The 21,387-nt window shown below is 58.6% G+C and carries 24 protein-coding genes; 10 read left to right on the plus strand and 14 right to left on the minus strand.

Going from position 1 to position 21,387, the window contains the following annotated elements:
- Positions 1-37: 37 nt before the first annotated feature.
- The 3 genes from AC1RJ3_RS13365 to AC1RJ3_RS13375 form a co-directional block, all read right to left on the minus strand.
- Positions 38-1,576 (minus strand): SulP family inorganic anion transporter, encoded by a 1,539-nt coding sequence (locus tag AC1RJ3_RS13365; protein WP_493079253.1) that lies wholly within the window; start codon positions 1,574-1,576, stop codon positions 38-40.
- A gap of 89 nt (positions 1,577-1,665) precedes the next feature.
- Complete coding sequence (locus tag AC1RJ3_RS13370; RefSeq protein ID WP_347928518.1) at positions 1,666-2,397, minus strand: carbonic anhydrase; 732 nt, start codon at positions 2,395-2,397, stop codon at positions 1,666-1,668.
- A gap of 243 nt (positions 2,398-2,640) precedes the next feature.
- Positions 2,641-3,699, minus strand: a complete 1,059-nt coding sequence (locus tag AC1RJ3_RS13375) for a PA0069 family radical SAM protein (RefSeq protein WP_347928517.1) — start codon at positions 3,697-3,699, stop codon at positions 2,641-2,643.
- Between the two features lie 244 nt (positions 3,700-3,943).
- Here AC1RJ3_RS13375 and AC1RJ3_RS13380 point away from each other — a divergent pair, with 244 nt between their 5' ends.
- Complete coding sequence (locus tag AC1RJ3_RS13380) at positions 3,944-4,246, plus strand: hypothetical protein (RefSeq protein WP_493079254.1); 303 nt, start codon at positions 3,944-3,946, stop codon at positions 4,244-4,246.
- Positions 4,247-4,345: 99 nt separating this feature from the next.
- Here the strand turns inward: AC1RJ3_RS13380 and AC1RJ3_RS13385 are convergent, their stop codons facing one another.
- From AC1RJ3_RS13385 to AC1RJ3_RS13395, 3 genes are read right to left on the minus strand one after another with little or no spacing between them, the layout of a single operon-like run.
- On the minus strand, positions 4,346-5,653 hold the full coding sequence (locus tag AC1RJ3_RS13385) for a c-type cytochrome (RefSeq protein WP_493079255.1): 1,308 nt from the start codon (positions 5,651-5,653) through the stop codon (positions 4,346-4,348).
- 12 nt (positions 5,654-5,665) lie between these two features.
- Complete coding sequence (locus AC1RJ3_RS13390; protein WP_054594922.1) at positions 5,666-7,450, minus strand: GMC family oxidoreductase; 1,785 nt, start codon at positions 7,448-7,450, stop codon at positions 5,666-5,668.
- Between the two features lie 2 nt (positions 7,451-7,452).
- Positions 7,453-8,193 carry a gluconate 2-dehydrogenase subunit 3 family protein gene (locus tag AC1RJ3_RS13395; protein ID WP_493079256.1) on the minus strand — a complete coding sequence of 247 codons (741 nt, stop codon included), beginning with the start codon at positions 8,191-8,193 and terminating at the stop codon, positions 7,453-7,455.
- Between the two features lie 307 nt (positions 8,194-8,500).
- Between AC1RJ3_RS13395 and AC1RJ3_RS13400 the strand changes: the two genes are divergently transcribed.
- Positions 8,501-9,157 (plus strand): dual specificity protein phosphatase family protein, encoded by a 657-nt coding sequence (locus tag AC1RJ3_RS13400; RefSeq protein WP_054594920.1) that lies wholly within the window; start codon positions 8,501-8,503, stop codon positions 9,155-9,157.
- 137 nt (positions 9,158-9,294) lie between these two features.
- On the opposite strand, the gene AC1RJ3_RS13405 is transcribed toward AC1RJ3_RS13400, so the two are convergent.
- Together AC1RJ3_RS13405 and prlC are read right to left on the minus strand one after the other, a co-directional pair.
- Positions 9,295-9,585: a YheV family putative zinc ribbon protein gene (locus tag AC1RJ3_RS13405; RefSeq protein WP_019694456.1), complete on the minus strand. Its 291-nt coding sequence runs from the start codon at positions 9,583-9,585 to the stop codon at positions 9,295-9,297.
- Positions 9,582-11,660, minus strand: a complete 2,079-nt coding sequence (prlC, locus tag AC1RJ3_RS13410) for an oligopeptidase A (RefSeq protein WP_347928514.1) — start codon at positions 11,658-11,660, stop codon at positions 9,582-9,584. Before prlC ends, AC1RJ3_RS13405 begins: the two co-directional genes overlap by 4 nt.
- 62 nt (positions 11,661-11,722) lie before the next feature.
- Here prlC and AC1RJ3_RS13415 point away from each other — a divergent pair, with 62 nt between their 5' ends.
- Entirely contained in the window at positions 11,723-12,268 is a 546-nt protein-coding gene (locus AC1RJ3_RS13415; RefSeq protein ID WP_054594919.1) for a gamma carbonic anhydrase family protein, read from the plus strand.
- A gap of 27 nt (positions 12,269-12,295) precedes the next feature.
- Positions 12,296-12,946, plus strand: coding sequence for an HAD family hydrolase (locus AC1RJ3_RS13420; protein WP_347928513.1), 651 nt, complete (start codon positions 12,296-12,298; stop codon positions 12,944-12,946).
- A 162-nt stretch (positions 12,947-13,108) separates the two neighbouring features.
- Here AC1RJ3_RS13420 and AC1RJ3_RS13425 read toward each other — a convergent pair whose 3' ends face one another.
- A complete protein-coding gene (locus AC1RJ3_RS13425) occupies positions 13,109-14,185 on the minus strand; it encodes an aminopeptidase (RefSeq protein WP_493079257.1) in 1,077 nt (358 codons plus the stop codon).
- Between the two features lie 59 nt (positions 14,186-14,244).
- On the opposite strand from AC1RJ3_RS13425, the gene AC1RJ3_RS13430 reads away from it, so the two are divergent.
- Both AC1RJ3_RS13430 and AC1RJ3_RS13435 read left to right on the plus strand, forming a co-directional pair.
- Positions 14,245-14,661: a PA0061/PA0062 family lipoprotein gene (locus AC1RJ3_RS13430; protein WP_493079258.1), complete on the plus strand. Its 417-nt coding sequence runs from the start codon at positions 14,245-14,247 to the stop codon at positions 14,659-14,661.
- Between the two features lie 40 nt (positions 14,662-14,701).
- Positions 14,702-15,121 carry a PA0061/PA0062 family lipoprotein gene (locus tag AC1RJ3_RS13435; protein WP_054594915.1) on the plus strand — a complete coding sequence of 140 codons (420 nt, stop codon included), beginning with the start codon at positions 14,702-14,704 and terminating at the stop codon, positions 15,119-15,121.
- 6 nt (positions 15,122-15,127) lie between these two features.
- Here the strand turns inward: AC1RJ3_RS13435 and AC1RJ3_RS13440 are convergent, their stop codons facing one another.
- Both AC1RJ3_RS13440 and AC1RJ3_RS13445 read right to left on the minus strand, forming a co-directional pair.
- Positions 15,128-15,361, minus strand: coding sequence for a DUF1161 domain-containing protein (locus AC1RJ3_RS13440; RefSeq protein WP_054594914.1), 234 nt, complete (start codon positions 15,359-15,361; stop codon positions 15,128-15,130).
- 127 nt (positions 15,362-15,488) lie between these two features.
- Entirely contained in the window at positions 15,489-15,920 is a 432-nt protein-coding gene (locus AC1RJ3_RS13445; protein ID WP_054594913.1) for an OsmC family protein, read from the minus strand.
- 241 nt (positions 15,921-16,161) lie between these two features.
- Here AC1RJ3_RS13445 and AC1RJ3_RS13450 point away from each other — a divergent pair, with 241 nt between their 5' ends.
- Positions 16,162-17,163, plus strand: a complete 1,002-nt coding sequence (locus AC1RJ3_RS13450; RefSeq protein ID WP_489111976.1) for an LLM class flavin-dependent oxidoreductase — start codon at positions 16,162-16,164, stop codon at positions 17,161-17,163.
- Positions 17,164-17,230: 67 nt separating this feature from the next.
- Here AC1RJ3_RS13450 and AC1RJ3_RS13455 read toward each other — a convergent pair whose 3' ends face one another.
- Positions 17,231-17,452: a DUF1161 domain-containing protein gene (locus AC1RJ3_RS13455; protein WP_493079259.1), complete on the minus strand. Its 222-nt coding sequence runs from the start codon at positions 17,450-17,452 to the stop codon at positions 17,231-17,233.
- Positions 17,453-17,584: 132 nt separating this feature from the next.
- Positions 17,585-17,800 (minus strand): dodecin, encoded by a 216-nt coding sequence (locus AC1RJ3_RS13460; RefSeq protein ID WP_054594910.1) that lies wholly within the window; start codon positions 17,798-17,800, stop codon positions 17,585-17,587.
- Between the two features lie 142 nt (positions 17,801-17,942).
- Here AC1RJ3_RS13460 and AC1RJ3_RS13465 point away from each other — a divergent pair, with 142 nt between their 5' ends.
- Entirely contained in the window at positions 17,943-18,269 is a 327-nt protein-coding gene (locus AC1RJ3_RS13465; RefSeq protein ID WP_054594909.1) for an ElaB/YgaM/YqjD family protein, read from the plus strand.
- On the opposite strand, the gene AC1RJ3_RS13470 is transcribed toward AC1RJ3_RS13465, so the two are convergent.
- Positions 18,266-19,156 carry a LysR family transcriptional regulator gene (locus AC1RJ3_RS13470; protein ID WP_054594908.1) on the minus strand — a complete coding sequence of 297 codons (891 nt, stop codon included), beginning with the start codon at positions 19,154-19,156 and terminating at the stop codon, positions 18,266-18,268. The genes AC1RJ3_RS13465 and AC1RJ3_RS13470 overlap by 4 nt on opposite strands.
- Positions 19,157-19,282: 126 nt before the next feature.
- On the opposite strand from AC1RJ3_RS13470, the gene trpB reads away from it, so the two are divergent.
- Both trpB and trpA read left to right on the plus strand, forming a co-directional pair.
- Entirely contained in the window at positions 19,283-20,503 is a 1,221-nt protein-coding gene (gene trpB / locus AC1RJ3_RS13475) for a tryptophan synthase subunit beta (protein WP_054594907.1), read from the plus strand.
- Positions 20,503-21,315, plus strand: coding sequence for a tryptophan synthase subunit alpha (gene trpA, locus AC1RJ3_RS13480; RefSeq protein WP_054594906.1), 813 nt, complete (start codon positions 20,503-20,505; stop codon positions 21,313-21,315). Before trpB ends, trpA begins: the two co-directional genes overlap by 1 nt.
- The last annotated feature ends 72 nt before the right edge of the window (positions 21,316-21,387 follow it).

A 21,387-nucleotide genomic window follows, 5' to 3' on the forward strand; every position in this document is an offset into this window, starting at 1 on the left:
CCTGTGGGAGCGGGCTTGCCCGCTCCCACACTGTTATCTATCCCGCGGAACCCACTCCTACGGTCGTCCGCAATCGCCCCTCCAGCCGGCGCTTCAATCCGCGCGCCTCGATCAGCAGTTTCGAGCCTTTGCTGGCATTGGCCCGCCCCCATTCCTCAAGCAACTCCAGACATGAGTGGTCGATATAACTCAGGTTATTCAGCGGCACATGCACCGTCGCGCCCGCCGGAATAGCCCCTAGCACCCGGGTCAACGCCGGCACCTTGAGAAAGGTCGCAGCCCCCATCAATCGCAACTCCATTTCGCCCTCTGCCGGAAGGTTGATCAGGCTGATTTTCAGTCGAGAAGCCTTCCAGGCCAGCTTCGCCAGGGTCAAGCCAAAACCGACCAGCACTCCGGTCAGCAAGTCGCTGAAGATAATCGCCAGCGCGGTCACCGCGTAGGTAATCATCGGCATCCGGCCATACCGTCCCAGTCCGCGAAACGCCTTCAAATCCACCAGTTTCACCCCGGTGTACACCAGCACGCCTGCCAGACTGGCAACCGGGATGCTTTGCAGCACACTGGACAACAGCAACACAAATGCCAGCAGCCAGACACCGTGAAAAATCGCCGACAACCGCGTTTTGGCGCCGGCCTGTACGTTGGCTGAACTGCGCACGATCACGCCCGTCATTGGCAGAGCGCCGACCAGACCGCAGAGCATGTTGCCGATGCCTTGGGCGGACAGTTCGCGGTCGAAATCCGAACGCTCGCCGCTGTGCATGCGATCGACCGCAGCGGCCGAAAGCAGGGTTTCGGCGCTGGCGATAAAGGCCACGGCAAAGGCGGCGATCAGCAGGTTGGGGTCGGCGAAACTCAACAGGTCGGCCGGTTTCAGCCAGTCAATTGCCTCGGCGAGGTTAGCCGGGACTTCGACCCGCTTGACGTTCAATGCCAGCGCCAGACTGGCAAGGGTCGCCAATCCAACGCCAAGCAACGCACCAGGAATAAAGCGCAGCGCTTGCGGGCGAAATTTCTCCCACAGTCCCATGACCAGAATCGTCGACAGCCCAAGCAGACCGGCCTGCCAACCCAGCCCGCCACCCAGGGTCGGCAAGGCTTGGGCAACAGCCGCCGGAAACCCGCTGAGGTTGTCCAGGCCTGAGGGTTTAGGGACTCCGTCGAGCATCACATGTATCTGCGACAGCACGATCAACACACCGATGCCTGCCAGCATGCCGTAAACCACCGCTGGCGCCGTCACGCGGAACCAGCAGCCCAGCCGCAAACGCCCTGCCACCAGTTGCAGAAACCCGGCCAGTAGCAAAATCGGCCCAAGCATCGCCACACCATGCTGGCGCACCAGTTCAAAGACCAGTACCGCCAGCCCCGCAGCCGGACCACTGACTTGCAGCGGCGAACCGGCCAGCCAACCGACCACCAGACCACCGATAATCCCGGTGATCAGGCCCTTGGCCGGCGGCATGCCGGAAGCGATTGCAATGCCCATGCACAAGGGCAGGGCGACCAGAAACACCACCACCGAAGCCAGCAGCTCCCGTGGCAAAACAGCTTTCAATTGCGCAGCACGCATGAGCGTTCTCCTGAGATTCTTCAGGCGTGGCGAAGCCCGACCGCTTTTTCAGCAGCCTTGGCCAGACCAGACAAGGTGTTTAGGAGGATTTAGAAGCGCGCTTTGGGCGTCGCCACGGGAATCGGATGACTGCCATCCAGAGGCAGGAAGCAGCCCTTATCCGCGTCGTAGGCTTTTATTTCGCTGGTTTCGATGCTGTAGACCCAGCCATGGATAAACAGCTGACCGTTGGCCATGCGCGAGGCCACTGAAGGGTGAGTGCGCAAATGCTGCAACTGGGCGATGACGTTTTCTTCGGTAAGCACCTGCATGCTTTCGTTTTCGTCAGCGCAATGGCAGTTTTCCTGGACCATGGTTTTTGCCACTTCGGCGTGGCGTAGCCAGGCTTTGACCGTGGGCATTTTTTCCAGGCTTTGCGGATTGAGTACAGCACGCATGGCACCGCAATCGGAATGCCCACAAATGATGATGTGCTGCACGCCAAGAGCCAGCACTGCATATTCGATGGCCGTGGAAACCCCGCCGTTCATCTGGCCATAGGGCGGCACTACGTTGCCAACGTTGCGGGTGACAAACAGATCGCCAGGAGCGCTTTGGGTAATCAATTCGGGAACGATGCGCGAGTCCGCGCACGCAATGAACATCGCTCGGGGCCGTTGAGCCGTGGCGAGTTTCTTGAAGAGTTCTTCCTGTTGCGGGAAGACCTCGTGGTGGAAGTGTAAAAAGCCGTCAACGATATGCTGCAGCGCTGCATCGGCGCTTTCAGCCACAGGGAGGGCGGAAGCCGACGCAGCCAACGGCTGTTTATCCTTGTCACTCATGATTCATCCTCTTTGACGGAGTAGGGAAATTTTCCCGATTTACCTGGGATAAAGCCAGCGACTGGTAAGGAAACATCCAGATCGCCGATCAGTGACCATCCAGTCACTTGATGAGCAAGGTACCCACCGAAACTTAACTCAAACTGAATCAACTGCTCTAGAACGTGCGTTCCAGGTTAAAAAAAACGTGACTGACGGACAAACACACAACGCTTTTCACTACTCACCATAGGCCAATTGTTGCTAAAGCAACGACATTTGAGCCCCGGGCGGACAAAAGGCTGTGCAGTCCAGGTTGAAGCCTTCACGTTGATTGAGCCCAAGACGTTTTATTGTTTTGGCGAAGCGTTGCGCCAACAGATCGGCGAACGGTCCTTCACCGCGCATACGAGCGCCAAAACGACTGTCATACAGTTCGCCGCCGCGGCTTTGACGGATCAAACTCAATACATGGGCTGCACGCTGCGGATAGTGGGCTGCCAGCCACTCCTCGAACAACGGTGCCACTTCCAGCGGCAGACGCAACATCATGTACGCCGCACTCTGCGCACCGGCCGCGTGAGCTTCGGTCAGCAGGCTTTCCAGTTCACTGTCGTTGATCATCGGGATCATCGGCGAACACAAGACACCCACCGGAATCCCGACCTCACGCATGACCCGAATCGCCCGCAACCGCGCCTTCGGGGCGGCCGTTCGCGGCTCAAGGATGCGCTTGAGCTCGTCGTCGAGGCTGGTCAGGCTGATCATCACCGCCACCAGCCGCTGTTCGGCAAGCTCACCGAGCAAATCCAGATCACGAAGAATCAACGAGCCTTTAGTGATGATCGTCACCGGATGCCGGTAACGCAGCAGCACCTGAAGAATCCGCCGGGTGATTTTGTGTTCACGCTCGATCGGCTGATAGGGATCGGTATTTGAGCCCAGATTGATCGGCGCACACTGATAACCGCGCTTGGAAAGCTGCTGCTCCAGTACGTCGGCCGCGTTGCTTTTGGCGATCAGCTTCGTCTCGAAGTCCAGACCCGGTGACAGGTCCCAGTAGGCATGACTGGGTCGCGCATAGCAGTAGATGCAGCCGTGCTCGCAACCTCGATAGGGATTGATCGAGCGATCGAAGGGCAGGTCGGGCGAGTTGTTGCGGGTGATGATGGTTTTCGCCGTTTCGATGCGCACCTCGGTGCCTTGGGTCAGCGGTGCTTCCTGGTACCAGCCATCGTCTTCGACCACCGAACGGTTCGGTGCAAAGCGATTGTGCGGGTTGCTGGCGGTGCCACGTCCGCGAGGTGGCAAGGGCGTGAACATTGGAAAAACCCTCATTGCTGTATGCATGTACAGTACCGAAAGATCCAATGTCAGGCCAGTGCCGTTCGGCAGCTTCAGCGAAAAGATCAGGCTAGCCGCCTACCCACTTTATATAACTACTTGCTAATCACGCTATATACGCAAGAACGAGAAACATATAAGCATTGGTCATCCGATAAAGATAACCCGTACTATCCTTGGCACACGCACCACCAGACTGAATAACCATTAAAAGGATTTAACAATGTCTTTCTTTAATCAACGCGGTATCTTTCTGCAACTTATGCAGCCGAGTCCTTCTGAACCCAATACCCTGGTTTCACTGCAACTTGCCCGTAAAGAACTTGGTTGGGATGCGGAAAATGAAATGCAAACCGAGACGCTGGTGAAATCGATTTTCATGACGGCGGTTTCCAGCGACGGCGGGCACTCCTTCACCCTCGGAACCGTGCGCAAGGATGTCGACGGTGATGGCGACATTGATGCCAATGACAAAGCCAAGCTGCTGGCACTGGCCAAAGCTTACGCAAATATTGTTAATCCATGATTAAACTTGATCGCGTAGCGGCTAATGCACTCTACCGATCATAAACCAACGCCTGCGAGGCTCATTTCGCAGGCGTTGATTATTACAACTTAATAAACATCAATTAGAACTTGTTAGTTTTCCAGACTTGTCAGCAGGCATTGATTTCACTTCATCCTTGCGCACGTCAGCGACGTCAGCCGGCTTAATCTGCGCCCCCTTGTTTCCCCAACTCGTGCGAATGAAGTTCACCACATCCGCCACTTCCTGATCCGACAAACGCCAGGCGAATGCCGGCATGGTGAACGTCGACGGCGCCGTGTGGGTCGCCGGCAAGGTACCGCCCTTGAGCACGATATTGATCAACGAGACCGGATCGTCCGATTGCAACACCGGATTGCCCGCCAGTGCCGGGAATACCCGGGTGTAGCCATGCCCGTCGGTACGGTGGCAGGCGGCACAGTTGTCGATGTACACCGAGGCACCGGGTTTGCTGTCGTCACCTTTCCACAGCGCTTGTGCCACTTGCGGGTCGTACGGGTGTGGCTGATCGTTCGGATCATTCGCCGGCAAAGACTTGAGGTATCGGGCGATCGCTGTCAGGTCGTCATCGCTCATATATTGCATGCTGTGTTCCACCACATCGCTCATGCCGCCGAACACTGCACTGCGGTCACTACGACCGGTCTTGAGGAGCTGCACCAGTTGCTCTTCGCTCCAACTACCGAGTCCATCCTTGTGATCGCCACGCAAGCTTTTCGCGATCCAGCCTTCTAACGGCGCACTGCCTGACAGAAACGCACTGCCTTCGTTGGCGCTCAAGGCTTTTTCCTGCATGGTCAGGGCTCGTGGCGTATGGCAAGCGCCGCAATGTCCGAGGCCTTCCACCAGATAGGCTCCACGGCTGATTGCCGCCTCTTTACCGTCGGCCGGCTGATACGCCACGACGCTTGGCGCAAACATCCAGCGCCAGCCGGTCAGTGGCCAGCGCATGCTCAACGGCCAGGGAATGTCGCTGCCCTTGTTCTCTTGAGTGACCGGCGCCACGCCTTTCATGAAATAGGCATACAAGGCTTTCATGTCTGCATCGCTGACACGGGCATAGGACGGATACGGCATCGCCGGGTAAAGCGTACTACCGTTTTTGGCCACACCATGGCGCACGGCTTTGTCGAAATCGTCAAAGCTGTAGTCGCCCAGGCCGGTTTTGTCCGGGGTAATGTTGGTGGAATAGATCGTGCCGATCGGCGTCTCCATCGGCAGTCCGCCTGCAAACGGCTTACCACCCTTGGCGGTATGGCAAGCCACACAGTCACCCGCGCGGGCGAGGTATTCGCCCTGTTTGATCAACGCTTGCGATGCATCTTCTGCCGCGCTGATCGAGCAACTGCCGAGCAGGGCAAGGGTGGCGATAACGAGATTTTTCATGGTCATCGCTCCTTAAGCCTGAACCAGCGGGCCGGGATTCTTCAGGTACTGCTCGCGAATCGCCCGCGCCGACCAGTAGGTCAGTGCCGCGACCAGACCGGTCGGGTTGTAACCCAATCCTTGCGGGAACGCCGAAGCGCCCGGCACGAACACGTTATGTACGTCCCAGCTCTGCAAATAGCGGTTCAGCGCACTGGTTTTCGGATGGGTGCCCATGATCGCGCCACCATTGAGGTGGGTGGTCTGGTAAGAAGCCGTGTTGAAATGTTCACCCACCTGTTTGCCGAGCAGGGCAATGGCCTTGGGGTTCATCGCTTGTGCGATCTTGCTCATCTTGTCGACCATGAAGCGGTTCATCTTGATGTCGTTTTCATGCCAGTCGAAAGTCATCCGCAGCAGCGGCTGGCCGTAGGCATCGCGGTATACCGGGTCGAGATCCAGGTAGTTGCCTCGGTAGGACTGATGCGCACCGTGAGCGTCCATCGACACCTGGTGGGTGTAATAATCGGCAGTCGCACGTTTCCATGCACTGCCCCAGGCGGGTGTTCCCGGCGGGTTCGAAGTTCCGGCAATCGGCCGGCTGCCGGCCTGGTTGACCCACATCGGTGCACCACCGACAAAGCCGTGCGGGCCGTGATCGAAGTTGTCGGCGTTGAAGTCATCCACCGCCACACCATTGCCACCTGCGCCAATGAAATTATTGGTGTGCACGTCTTTGTCGAAGTAGGCCTTGATCGTCGCCATGTTCTGATAGGCGAAGTTCTTGCCGACCACACCTTCGCCGCTGATCGGGTCGTACGGTTTGCCGATCCCGGACAACAGCATCAACCGCACGTTGTGGAACTGGAACGCACCGAGGATCACCAGGTCCGCCGGCTGCTCGATTTCCCGGCCCTGACTATCGATGTAGGTCACACCGGTCGCCTTGCGCTTGGTACTGTCGAGATTGACACGCAGCACGTGGGAATTGGGTCGCAACTCGAAGTTCGGCAATGGCTTGAGCGCCGGCAGGATGTTCACGTTCGGCGAAGCCTTGGAGTACATGTAGCACACGTAGCCACTGCAAAAACCGCAGAAGTTGCACGGCCCCATCTGCGCACCGTAGGGATTGGTGTAGGGCCCTGAGGTATTGGCGGAAGGCAGGTTGTAGGGTTTGTAACCGACAGCATTGGCGGCATTCTGGAACAACTGCGCGGAGTAGGTGTTCTTCTGCGACGCCAACGGGAAGTGGTTCGAACGGTCCGGCGCATAGGGGTTACCGCCCTTGCCTTCGCCGACCACTTGACCTTTCACGGTCCAGGCCTGACCCGAGGTGCCGAAGACTTTCTCGGCGTAATCGAAAAACGGTTCCAGCTCTTCATAGCTGACGCCAAAGTCCTGGATGGTCATGTCCTTGGGGATGAAGTGCTTGCCGTAGCGCTCCTCATAATGACTGCGCATACGCAACTCGATCGGATCGACCCGAAAGTGCACACCCGACCAGTGCAGTCCGGCCCCGCCCACACCATTACCCGGCAGGAACGCCCCGAGCTGACGGTTGGGCAGCGCAATGTCATTCACGCTATGGCGAATGGTCACGGTCTCTTTGGAGATGTCCTGAAAGAGTTTCTTGCGCACGCTGTAGGTGAGTTCGTCGATCACCTGCGGATAGTTGCCGTCGGGGTAAGTGTCCTGCATCGGCCCGCGTTCCAGCGCCAGCACATTGAGGCCAGCCTCCGTCAGTTCCTTGGCCATGATCGCGCCGGTCCAGCCAAACCCGACGATCACTGCGTCGACCTTCTTCATCGTGGTTGTCATGCTCACGCCCTCTCGCCGCGAATAGAAACTGCCGGGAAGGGGTATTGCTCGTTGCGTTCAACCCAATCCATGAAATCGGCGCGCGCGCCGGGAAAGCCGATCATGGTCCAGCCGACCATGCCTTTGTTGCCGCCGTGGATCGGGTCGCAGAAGAACCCTTCCTTGGTGTTTTGCAGCAAAAGGCTGAAAAAAACCTTCGGCGGGACGCTGTCGAATGTTGGCGTACCGGCCTCCAATTGCTTGAGCAACTCGTCTCGGGTAGCGCTGTCTTGCGCAGCAAAAACTTTGCCGTTGAACGCCTTCGACCAGGCGTCCGTCGCGGCGATACCCAAACGGTAGATGTCCTTGGGAACCAGTTTGCTCTGCCAGCCCATTTCCGGCGCAGCGTCTGCATTGAACGGGCCTTGCATGTACCAAAGAGCACCCGCCGCGTACGGGGTATTCATTTGCCGGTCGATGTACTCCGGCACACCCGCTTCGAGTGCACCCGGTCCCTGTTCATCGGCAGGAATCAAGCGGGCAACCGCTGCCTGGATGAATGCCCACTCTTCGGCGGTGAAGTAGCTCGGCTCATAAACACTGCTGCTGACCGGCGTTTTGCCAGGACCGGCCGGTGCGGCTTCAGGAGCGGCCATCAAGACCGAACTGCCCAAACCGGTACTGGCAACGGTGACCACCGGGATCAAGGTCAGGGATTTGCGTAAAAACTCACGCCGCGGGTTGTCTCGATCTTGATCAGACATGGGGGGGGCACCTCATCAGGCATTCACGGATAGATCAGCTGCTTCATGGAGCAGCTTGTCGTTTTGGCAGCGATGCAGGCCGATAAGGCCCGAAGGAAAAGAACATATCTGCAAACTTTAGTTACAAATGGTAGCAGGCTAAGCATATGAGTGAATCGTTTCAGTTTAAAATCCACAGATTATTTCTGAAGTATCGAGGGCCCCTCAGGCTTAACGATTCTTTGACAAGCCCCTCACAGAGCTTTGACTGCTCAGGGTTCAGGCTGGGATTTAGTCACCCATTCCTTCATCCACGGCTCCCTGACTCATGTCGAAAAACCACCTCTTGCTCGCACTGTGCCTGTCGCTCATGGCGTTATTTGCGTTCGATCAGGTTCAAGCCGAGCAAACCCAATCCATCCGTCCCGGCGAATGGGCCCAGCCCGTCGAAGCGCAGTACGGCCTTTACCAGATGTCACCGACTCTCTACCGCAGCACACTTCCCGATCACGGAGCGCTGCCGCTGCTGGAAAAACTCCAGATCACGACGGTGATCAATTTTCTGCCCGAGTCCGACGCAAGCTGGCTATCGACACCCGGCATCAACCTGGTGCAATTGCCGTACAAGACCAGCCATGTCGATGACAGCGAGGTGCTCAGTGCATTGCGGGCCATACAAACCGGTCAAAGCAAAGGCCCGGTGTTGATCCATTGCAAACGCGGATCGGATCGCACTGGCCTGATGGCTGCGATGTACCGCGTGGTGGTACAAGGCTGGAGCAAGGAAGACGCCCTCGACGAAATGACCCAGGGCGGTTTCGACGACAATACCCACTTCAAGAACGGCATTCGCTACATGATGAAGGCAGATATCGACAAACTGCGGACCGCACTGGCCAACGGCGATTGCAGTACCAGTGTGTTTGCGACCTGCTCGATGAAAAGCTGGTTGAAAACGGTCAATAGCGAAAAACCGAAGATCTGAGGGGCGCACCACAACCAGCCCCTGCCCCAAACAGGCAAGGCGGGGTCGTGAACATACAATCGAGGAGTGTGGCGTCAGTCGATAAATACCGCCCTTGAGCGCTCAGACTCAAAGGCGGATTACCAAGCGCCGGGAGATCAGGAGTGATCGTCGGGCTTTTTCTTCAGCTTCGGATTGGGGAAGAACTGCACAGCCTGGACCTTGGCGTCCGGGACTTTCAACGCGGTGGTATTGACCCGCGTACCCAATTCCTTGGGCACTGACAGACCTTGCTCGTTCAGCGTGTCGGAATAACCGCAGGCCACGCATTCGCGGTGCGGCACCTCGTCTTCGCTCCACATCATCAACTTGTCCGGCTCGCTGCACGCCGGGCAGACTGCCCCGGCGATGAAGCGTTTCTTGGTTTTGCTCACTGGCGCGTCACTCATGCTGCCGCGTCCTCGTCGAGGCCGCTATGGCGCAAGAGTGCGTCAATCGACGGTGCACGTCCGCGGAAGTCGACGAACAGCACCATCGGCTCCTGAGAACCGCCGCGCGCCAGGATCGCCTCGCGGAACGCACGACCGGTGGCCGCATTGAGCACGCCGTCTTCCTCGAATTTCGAGAAGGCATCGGCCGACAGCACTTCAGCCCATTTGTAGCTGTAGTAACCCGCCGCATAACCGCCAGCGAAGATATGCGCGAAGCTGTTAGGGAAACGGTTGTAGGCCGGCGGACGCATGACCGAAACCTCGTCGCGCACGCCTTCAAGCACTTGCAGTACGCTGCGACCGTCGCCATGGGTAGCGTGCAGCTCGAAGTCGAACAGCGAGAATTCCAGCTGGCGAACCATCATCAGTCCGGACTGGAAGTTCTTCGCAGCGAGCATTTTTTGCAGCAGGTCCTGCGGCAGTGGCTCGCCGGTTTCGTAATGACCGGAGATCAACGCCAGGCCTTCCGGCTCCCAGCACCAGTTTTCCATGAACTGACTTGGCAGCTCGACCGCGTCCCACGCCACGCCGTTGATCCCGGACACGCCGGAATATTCAACGCGGGTCAGCAGGTGATGCAGGCCGTGACCAAATTCGTGGAACAGCGTGGTGACTTCATCGTGGGTCAGCAGGGCAGGCTTGCCACTGTCGGCCGGGGTGAAGTTGCACACCAGATTAGCCACCGGGCTTTGCAGTACACCTTCAGCGGTGCGGCGACGGTCGCGGGCGCCATCCATCCAGGCACCGCCGCGCTTGTTGGCACGGGCATACAGGTCGAAGAAGAAGCGCCCGACGTGCTCGCCGTTCTCCTTGATTTCGAACAGGCGAACGTCCGGATGCCAGGTGTCGAAACCTTTCAGCTCGGCGATTTCGATGCCATACAGACGCTGAACGATGGCGAACAGACCGCTCAGGACTTTATCGATCGGGAAGTACGCACGCAGGGTTTCCTGGGCAACGCTGTAACGCTGTTCACGGAGTTTTTCGCCGTAGAAACCGCTGTCCCAGCTTTGCAGATCAGGGCAACCCTGTTCGGCAGCGTAGGCTTTGAGTTGCTCGAGATCCTGCGCGGCGAACGGTTTGCTGCGCTTGGCCAGATCGCGCAGGAAGCTCAGCACCTGATCGCTGGACTCGGCCATTTTGGTTGCCAGGCTCAGCTCCGAGAAACTGGCGAACCCCAGCAGCTTGGCCAGCTCCTGACGCAGGTCGAGGATCTCTTCCATCACTGGGCTGTTATCGTTCTGACCGGCGTTCGGGCCTTGGTCCGACGCACGGGTGCAGTAGGCGGCGTAGACTTCTTCGCGTAGCGCGCGGTCTTGGGCGTAGGTCATCACCGCGTAGTAGCTCGGGAATTCCAGGTTGATCAGCCAGCCTTGCAAATCTTTGGCTTGGGCGGCGGCGGCCATTTGCGCCTTGGCCGAATCGGTCAGGCCGGCGAGGGCGGCCTCATCGGTGATGTGTTTGGTCCAGGCCTGGGTGGCATCGAGCAATTGGTTGGAGAAATGGCTGCCCAGCTCGGACAGCTTGCTCTGCACCTCGGCGTAACGTTTTTGCTCAGCCGCCGGCAAATCGATACCCGACAGACGGAAATCACGCAGCGCGTGTTCCAGAATGGTTTTTTGCGCGACATCGAAACCGGCTGCTTCCGGGCTATTGACCAGCGCTTCATAGGCCTGGAACAGCTCGCGGTTCTGGCCCATTTCGGTGGCGTAGGCACTCAGCGCCGGCAGGCAGGACTCGTAAGCCTCACGCAGTTCGGCACTGTTGCACACCGCATTCAGGTGACTGACCGGGCTCCAGGCTGCGCCCAGGCGATCGTTCAGTTCGTCCATCGCCAGCACCAGGCCCGCCCAGGTAGGCTGTTTGCCCTGGGTTTTGAGGATCTCGGCGATGGCGGCGCGGTTGTCCGCAAGGATCTGTTCGATGGCCGGTTGTACGTGCTCGGCGCGGATCGCCGAGAACGGCGGCAGGTCGTAGGGCTGCAAAAGAGGATTGTTCACGCTCACGGTTGGCACCTTGGCTGGAAGAAACATGTAGCCATCTTAATTACAATCGACGCCAACCGCAGCTATCAACAACAGAGAGAGAGCCTATCGTGTCCCTTCGCAAGTACCAGAACCACACCCCCGTGCTCGGCAAATGCGCCTTTGTCGACAGCTCGGCGGTGGTGATCGGCGACGTCGAAATAGGCGAAGACAGCTCTGTCTGGCCGCTGACCGTGATCCGCGGCGACATGCACCGCATCCGCATTGGCCAGCGCACCAGCGTGCAGGATGGCTGTGTGCTGCACATCACCCACGCCGGGCCCTTCAACCCTGACGGTTTCCCGCTGTTGATCGGCGACGACGTGACCATCGCCCACAAAGTCATGCTGCACGGCTGCTCCGTCGGCAACCGGATCCTGATCGGCATGGGCAGCATCGTCATGGACGGCGCGGTGGTCGAAGACGAGGTGATCATCGGCGCTGGCAGCCTGGTGCCGCCGGGCAAACGCCTGGAAAGCGGTTTCCTCTATGTCGGCAGCCCGGTGAAACAGATCCGTCCACTGACTGACAAGGAACGGGCGTTTTTCACCTACAGCGCGGCGAATTACGTGAAGCTCAAAGACCTGCATCTGGCCGAAGGCTACGACCAGCTCTGACACCGGCAGACTCACTCAGGAATATTCATGCATTACCAAACCGTTTTATTCGACCTCGATGGCACCCTGACCGACCCGCGTGAGGGCATCACTCGCTCGATCCAGTTCGCCTTGAGCAAACTGGGGATCGACGAGCCAGACCTGACCAAGCTCGAACACTTCATCGGCCCGCCGTTGCTGCAAGCCTTCATGCAGTTCTACGACTTTGATGAGCCGAAGGCCTGGGAGGCGGTGAATTTCTACCGCGAGCGCTTCAAGGTTACCGGCCTGTACGAAAACCGCGTGTTCGACGGTGTCATGCCATTGTTGGAAACCCTTGATGGGCAAGGGCGGCAGCTGTATATCGCGACGTCGAAGCCGTGGGTTTTCGCCCGGGAAATCGCCCGGCACTTCGGTTTCGATCGGCACTTCAAAGTGATCTACGGCAGCGAACTGGATGGCACCCGCACCGATAAGGTCGAGCTGATTGCCCATTTGATGGCCGAAGAAGGCCTGGACCCGGCCACCACACTGATGATCGGCGACCGCAAACACGACCTGATCGGCGCCAAACGCAACGGTCTGGACGCAGCGGCGGTGGGCTATGGATTCGGCAGCCACGAAGAATTGAGCGCCGAACAGCCGGCGTATCACTTCGAGACATTGGCCGAGTTGCATCAGACGTTTTTGCGGGGTTAACCGCTGGACCGCTTTTGTGGCGAGGGAGCTTGCTCCCGCTGGCCGGTCCGCGCTCGGGCGCAGCAGTCGTAACCTGTGGAAGGTGTTCAACTTGAAACACCGTGCCGCATGATATTGGGGTCGCTGCGCGACCCAGCGGGAGCAAGCTCCCTCGCCACAGGGCTATTTGCCAACCAACGCCTTCAACGCTGCCTTTCGCTCCCCAACTGGCAACCTGCCGAGTTTTTCCACGGCGGCGTAGAAAGCCACCCAATTACCATCGATCTGTCTAAACAAAGCGGAAAACGCCGGCACCCATTGATCATAGAGTCCGAATGGCAGCAGCCGGGCGTTGTTCATCGGGGCATTGATCCAGGCATCAAAGCGCTTGTCGCCGGCCCATTGGCTGTCGCGCAGGGTTCGATAATCGCTGCGCAAACGTTCGAACTCGGCGACTTTACGCTGGCGCATCTGTTCGGTCGCAAGGGGCAATGCATAGAGTTTTTCGAGTCGCGTACGGGTGTCCAGAATCAGCTGGGTAAATTGATCACGTTGCTGCTCTTGAGCTTTGCCGGCCGGCGGTAAACCGCAAGCTGCACGCCATTGGCGGGTGCCTTCCTGTTCGACGAAGGTGGCGAAAGACTCGTTGAACTCTGTGTCGTCCTTCACATAAAACCGCTGATGCGCCAGTTCGTGAAAAATCAGCGTCGCCAGACGCTCGTCACCCCAGTTCATCATTGAACTGATGATCGGGTCGTTGAACCAGCCCAAGGTCGAATAGGCTTCAACACCGCTGATCGACACGTCCATGCCCTGCAGGCGCAACAGCGCAGCGTTGCCTCGCGCGGCGCTCTGGCTGTAGTACCCGCGATAGGCCACGCACCCGGCGATCGGAAAGCAATGATTCTGCGGCTTGAGGGAAAACTCCGGCGTGGCGAACACATTCCACACCACATACGGTCGGCCAATGTCGGCGTAGAGGCGATAACTTTTGTTGTCTGGCAAGTGCAACCGCTGGCTGGCGAACTCGCGGGCCTTTTGCGACTGAGCCAGGCGCGCGCGCAGTTTCGCGTCACGCGCAGGGTCGGCAACCACCTCGCTCACCGGCTCACGCGCCCGCAGCAATTGCCACTGACCGCTGGCCAACTGACTGTAGTAATTGACGCTCGAGCAACCGTTCAGCAACAAAAGCAACGCGGCCGGAAACAAAACGCGCAAAACGCGATCAAGTAACCGATGGCTTGAAAGCAGCCTGATCACATCAAATCATCCTTGGGGAGTCTGCTCGCAAGACTATCTCGCCTGACTGGAGCTTCGCTATGCGCGCGTTATTGCTGACTGCAAACCTGCTGATGCTGGCTGGCTGTGTTGGACTGCCCCAACCCGACCCGGCGCAAGCCTGGATCGACCTCGGGCCCCATCAACATGACACTGTGTTGCAAGCGCTGGAAGTGGACACCAAGGCCACCGCCGATAAACGCTACTTCCAGATTCCACCGGGCAGCCATGAGTTGAAGGTGCGTTATCAGTTCGCGGTAGAACCAACGAATATCGGCCCCGACGCCGAACCGCTATGGCGCGATTGCCGGTTAAGTGTGAAGTTCAACGACTTCAGTGCCGGCCAGCGATATCAACTGCAAGCGGGGAATATCGGCTTCCGGCCGTGGGCCAAACTCTATGATCAGCAGCGCAAAGTCGTTGGCCAAGCGCATCTGGCGGGCTGCCAACGCACCTGATCAGCGCTATGCTTATTACCTGACCGCTCGGAAATCAATCATGCGCAGGTATCTGCTGTTTTTCGCTATCAGCTCTCTGACTGCCTGTGTGAGCCCGCTACCCACCGCGAACCCGAACATGGCCTGGGTCGACTTCGCCATGCCGACGCCCGGGGGCAAAGTCCTCATGGCCGAGAGCCTGGACAATAAGCGCCTGAAAGACGGGCGATTCTTCCAGGTCACACCCGGCAGCCATGAATTGAAGGTTCGCTTCGACTTTGAGCAGTTTTACGGAGGTTTTGGCATGCAATTCGACTCGCCAAACCGACTGTGCTATTTGACCGTGCGCTACGATCATTTCGAAGCCGGCCAACGTTACCTGCTCGAAGCTCGCTCGCTGACCACCACACCCAGCGCCCGGCTGTATAACGCCAAGCGCGAGCTCGTCGCCGAAGAGAGTCAGACTTTTTGCATCCCGTAAGACGGATTATCTGTCGTTCTTCTGATAGATGATTTTCTTCGTTCCGCCTTCACACGTGCCGACCACCATGTTCTGGTCGTGCACTTCGTCATTGGTGACGATCTCCAGGGTGTAGGACGATACGTTATTGGCCTGGATCTTGGATTCGATCTCGGCCTTGAGTTCTTCGCAGGATTTGGTTGCCGCCAGGGCCGATGTGGCCAGCACACTGCAGATAACCGCCAAGGCAAAACGTTTCATGGTTGAAGCTCCCTTGAGGCAGCGCGCACAGTCATGCGCTGAAGCTGCTGTCACTTATTCGACCACAGTTTCAGTTCACGAGTTCTGATTTGTAGCAGCTGGCGTGCCAGCTGCTACCAGGACGCGATCAGCCCACGAGTGTCGCATCAAGCGTGATTTTAGCGTTCAACACCTTGGAAACCGGGCAGCCTACTTTAGCCTTCTTGCTCAACTCCTCGAATTGCTGCTGGCTCGCGCCAGGGATTTTCGCTTTGAGCGTCAGGTGCACGGCGGTGATCGCAAAACCACCGTCGACCTGATCCAGCGTCACTTCGGCCTGGGTGTCGATCGTGTCGGCCTTGAGGCCAGCCTCGCCGAGAATCATCGAAAATGCCATGGAGAAACACCCCGCATGAGCGGCGCCGATCAGTTCTTCCGGGTTGGTGCCCGGGCCGCCTTCGAAACGCGCCTTGAAGCCATAAGGTGCATCTTTCAGGACCCCGGTTTCGGTGGAGATAGAACCAAGGCCGGTCTTCAAATCACCGACCCAATGTGCCGATGCTTTCTTTTTGATACTCATCTCTGCCTCCTCAATATCCGGCGCGAGGATCGCGCCTTCATGGTTTTCGGTTGCCTGGGTTCTGAGGATAGAAGGCTGGGCAAAGTTCATCGTGTCGGATCGAACCGCTTATCTGGTCGGCAATTTCACGTCTGCTATTGAAACTCGGGTATATGCCCACATTGCATAGAACACGCTCATGCATTCGGCAGGTTTTCGTTGGTGAGAAAAGCCTGCGTACCCTCATTGGAGAAGCCGGCTTATGAAACAACTGTCCGATATCAAGTTCTCGACGCTGGACCTGGTGCCCGTTCGCGAGAACGGCAGCCCTGCGCAATCGCTGCGCAACTCGCTGGACCTGGCGCAACATGTGGAGAAGTGGGGATATAACCGCTTCTGGGTCGCCGAACACCACAACATGGATGGCATCGCCAGCTCCGCGACTTCCGTACTGCTTGGCTATCTGGCCGGCGGGACGTCGAGCATTCGTGTCGGCTCTGGTGGCGTGATGCTGCCCAACCATGCACCACTGGTGATCGCCGAACAATTCGGCACCCTCGAAAGCCTCTATCCGGGGCGAATCGACCTCGGTCTGGGTCGCGCACCGGGCTCCGATCAGATGACCGCCCGCGCCTTGCGCCGTGAACGCTCCGGCAGCGCCGACGATTTCCCCGAAGACGTCGCCGAACTGCTGCGCTACCTGGGCCCACGCACGCCGGACCAGCGCATTATCGCGATGCCCGGCACCGGCACCCATGTGCCGGTCTGGCTGCTGGGCTCCAGCCTGTTCAGCGCGCAACTGGCCGGCGAGCGCGGTTTGCCTTACGCCTTTGCCTCGCATTTCGCACCGCGTTATATGCATGAAGCGATTCGGGTTTACCGCAATCACTTCAAGCCTTCAGCCGTACTGGATAAACCCTACGTGATGCTGGGCGTGCCGCTGGTAGCCGCCGACACCGACGAACAAGCCGATTACCTGGCAACCTCGGTCTACCAACGAATCCTGGCGCTGATGCGCGGCCAAAGCCTGGTTCAACGGCCACCGGTGAAAACCATGGATGGCCTGTGGTTGCCCCATGAGAAAGAAGCCGTCGGTGATTTCCTCGGCCTGGCCATGGTCGGCAGCCCGGCGAAAATTCGCGGCAAACTTGAAGTGCTGATCGAGCAGACTCAAGCCGACGAGTTGATTTTCACCTGTGACCTGTACGAACACGCTGATCGCCTGCATTCCTACGAACTGCTGGCGCAAGTGATGAAGGGCTAAGTCTCTGACAACACCTGCAAAAAAGCCGACGCCATGGCGTCGGCTTTACATAAACAGCTGACTCAACCTACTTCTTGTAGATGATGACCTTCTTGCCTGCCTCGCATTTACCGACCACCTTGCCACCCGCGGCCGCGCCTTTATCGACGATTTCCAGCGAATAGTTTTTGGAGCCCTTGGCATCGATTTTTGCCGCAATTTCGCTTTTCAGCTCTTCGCACGGTTTGCCCGCCGCAAAGGTTGTTCCCGCAATGCTCAACAAACCCACCGCCAATATAAATTTCTTCATCGGTCACATTCCCTGGTCGGATCAAAAGGGGTAAGCGTTAACACTCGGGCGCCTGCCGCCCAAGACGAAGTAGCGCTTTGCCATTCCCTATGGCAATCGGCCAGCGCACAAGTTCAGAAGCCTAGCTCAACCTCAGCTATTGGCAATCCGGAACCCGACTTTGAGCGTGACCTGAAAGTGTGCCGCCTTGCCGTCCTTGATGTGCCCGCGGGTTTCGGTAACCTCGAACCACTCCATGAGCTTGATGCTTTTGCTGGCCTCGGCCAATGCATTGTTGATGGCATCTTCAATGCTGGTAGGGGACGAGCCAACCAGTTCGACTTTCTTGTAAGTGTGATGGTCAGTCATGGCGTTCTCCTGGAATTGTGATTAGAGCCTAGCAGCGATTGTCGGTATTTCTTCTGTCGTTGAAGGTTCAAAATGAATGCACTTTCCCGAACCGTTGGAGTCCCAACCAACACAAGCACTCAATCAATGAAGGAGAGTCATCATGGCCATCACCTCGTTGCGTAAAGCCTCATTGCAAAGCATGGAAGCCGAGATCGAAAGTCTGCTCAAGTCGCTGGAAAGCTTGAAGAGTGATACCTCGGACGAGTCGCTGAAAACTCTCAAGGCCCTCAAAAACAACGCCGAGAACGCGCTGAGACACTCGCGCCACCTGCTCAGCGATGCGTACGAAGAAGTCAAAGTCAAAACCCGCGAAACCGGGATCGCCACCCGCGATTACGCCCAGGAACACCCATGGACTAGCGCTAGCGTCGCAGTCGGTGCCTTGGGTTTGCTGGCCGCGTATCTGCTATACAAACGCGGCCATTAAGGCTGGCGCAGCTCGTTTTTCAGCCACTGCGCCAACTGCCGAGCGCGCCCGTCAGCGGCGCGCTTGGGTAGCCACAACGCCAGTTGCGCCGGGGTTTCACTGAAACCCCACGGCGCAACCAGGCGACCGGCCTTCAAGTCCTCGGCCACCAGCGGCTCAGGGGCAATCGCCACGCCCAGCCCGGCCACCGCCGCCTCCAGCAAATAATACAAATGCTCGAAACCCTGCCCGAACTTCAGCGCCTTGGCGTCGAGGTCGTTGCGCTGAGCCCAACTGGGCCAGGCTTGCGGGCGTGAAGTGGTGTGCAGCAAGGATTGGTTGAGCAGCGCGGCCGCTGGCGCCTGGCACAGACTGTCGTAACCGGCAAAGCGAGGGCTGAGCACCGGGCCGATGCGCTCGCTGGCCAATTCATAAACCTGCATGTCCGCAGGCCACGGCGGCTCGGCAAACACCAGCAAGGCATCGAGCCCCGGCCGCCGTGGGTCAAGATCGCCTTCACCCGCCGACAGGTGCAAACGCAAGTCCGGCAGGTCGGCATTCAACCGGCCCAGACGTGGAATGAACCAGCGCGCCAGCAAACTGCCAGAGCAGCCAAGCACGAACGGCGCGTCGGCGTGACCTTGCGTCAGTTCACCGCAAACGGTGCGCAAACGCTCGAAGGCCTCGCTGCTGGCATCGCGTAAGCGCACGCCGGCATCTGTGAGTTTCAGGCCGCGCCCATCCTTGACGAACAGGCTCACCCCCAGATGCTCCTCCAGTACTTTCAACTGTCGACTGACGGCACCGTGAGTCACATGCAGTTGCTCCGCAGCCTGACTGACGCTGTTCAGGCGGGCAGTGGCTTCGAAGGCGCGCAGGGCGTTCAGCGGGGGGAGGTCGTGGCTCATGATATCTGTGAGTTTTTCTGACAGGTTACGGCGATCTTATCGGTTTTCAGCTCAAGACGTCAGGGGTAGAGTGAACGCCATTGCCCTGCTACGAATTAACTTTTTGAAATTCAACTGGAGCGCCCCATGACCCAGACTAATCTGCGCAACGGCCCTGATGCCAACGGCCTGTTTGGCGCGTTCGGCGGCCGCTACGTCGCCGAGACCCTGATGCCGTTGATCCTCGACCTGGCCCGCGAATATGAAGCGGCCAAGGATGATCCGGCGTTCAAAGAAGAACTGGCCTACTTCCAGCGCGACTACGTCGGCCGTCCAAGCCCGCTGTACTTCGCCGAGCGCCTGACCGAATTCTGCGGCGGCGCGAAGATCTACCTCAAGCGCGAAGAGCTGAACCACACCGGCGCGCACAAGATCAACAACTGCATCGGCCAGATCCTGCTGGCGCGGCGCATGGGCAAAAAACGCATCATCGCCGAGACCGGCGCCGGCATGCACGGCGTGGCGACCGCCACCGTGGCCGCGCGCTTTGGCCTCGATTGCGTGATCTACATGGGCACCACCGACATCGAGCGCCAACAGGCCAACGTGTTCCGCATGAAACTGCTGGGCGCCGAAGTGATCCCCGTGGTCGCCGGCACCGGCACCCTGAAAGACGCGATGAACGAAGCCCTGCGTGACTGGGTGACCAACGTCGACAGCACCTTCTACCTGATCGGCACCGTGGCCGGCCCGCACCCTTATCCGGCGATGGTCCGCGACTTCCAGGCAGTGATCGGCAAAGAAACCCGCGAACAACTGCAAGCCAAGGAAGGTCGCCTGCCGGACAGCCTGGTGGCGTGCATCGGTGGTGGTTCCAACGCCATGGGCCTGTTCCACCCGTTCCTCGATGACAAAAGCGTCGAAATCATCGGCGTTGAAGCGGCGGGTCATGGCATCGAAACCGGCAAACATGCGGCCAGCCTGAACGGCGGCGTACCGGGCGTGCTGCACGGCAACCGGACCTTCCTGCTGCAGGACGACGATGGCCAGATCATCGATGCTCACTCGATCTCCGCCGGCCTCGACTATCCGGGCATCGGTCCGGAACACGCCTGGTTGCATGACATCGGCCGCGTTCAGTACACCTCGGTGACTGACCACGAAGCCTTGGACGCCTTCCACAAATGCTGCCGCCTGGAAGGGATTATTCCTGCACTGGAAAGCGCCCACGCCCTGGCCGAAGTGTTCAAACGCGCACCGACCCTGCCGAAGGATCACCTGATGGTGGTCAACCTGTCCGGCCGTGGCGACAAAGACATGCAAACCGTGATGCACCATATGGATCAGTCCCAGCAGGAGAAACACTGATGAGCCGCCTGCAAACGCGCTTCGCCGAACTCAAAGAACAGAACCGCGCCGCCCTGGTGACCTTCGTCACTGCCGGCGACCCGAGCTATGACACCTCGCTGGCGATCCTCAAAGGTTTACCAGCGGCAGGTGCCGACGTGATCGAGCTGGGCATGCCCTTCACCGATCCGATGGCCGACGGCCCGGCAATCCAGCTCGCCAACATCCGCGCCCTGGGTGCCAAACAGAACCTGGCGAAAACCCTGCAAATGGTTCGCGAGTTCCGCAAAGACAACAACCACACGCCGCTGGTGCTGATGGGTTACTTCAACCCTATTCATTACTACGGCGTACCGCGCTTCATCAGCGACGCCAAGGAAGCCGGTGTCGATGGCCTGATCGTGGTCGACATGCCGCCAGAACATAACGCCGAGCTGTGCGACCCGGCGCAAGCGGCTGGCATCGACTTCATCCGCCTGACCACGCCGACCACCGACGACGTGCGTCTGCCGACGGTGCTCAATGGCAGTTCCGGTTTTGTGTACTACGTGTCGGTGGCCGGTGTGACCGGTGCTGGCGCAGCGACCCTGGAACACGTCGAAGAAGCCGTGGCCCGCTTGCGTCGCCACACCGACCTGCCGATCAGCATCGGGTTCGGCATCCGCACACCAGAGCAAGCGGCGTCCATCGCCCGTCTGGCAGACGGCGTGGTGGTGGGTTCGGCACTGATCGACCACATCGCTAACGCAACCACACCCGAGCAGGCCATCGACGGCGTACTCGGCCTGTGCTCGGCGTTGTCCGAAGGTGTGCGTAAAGCCCGCGTCAGCTAAGAGTAAAGTTCCTGATACAGAGGAATTAGTGCCCGGCGCCGCAGACTAAATAGCAAGACCCAGGGGTTTGGA

It is taken from the genome of Pseudomonas sp. GW822-FHT04C11 (assembly GCF_058800905.1).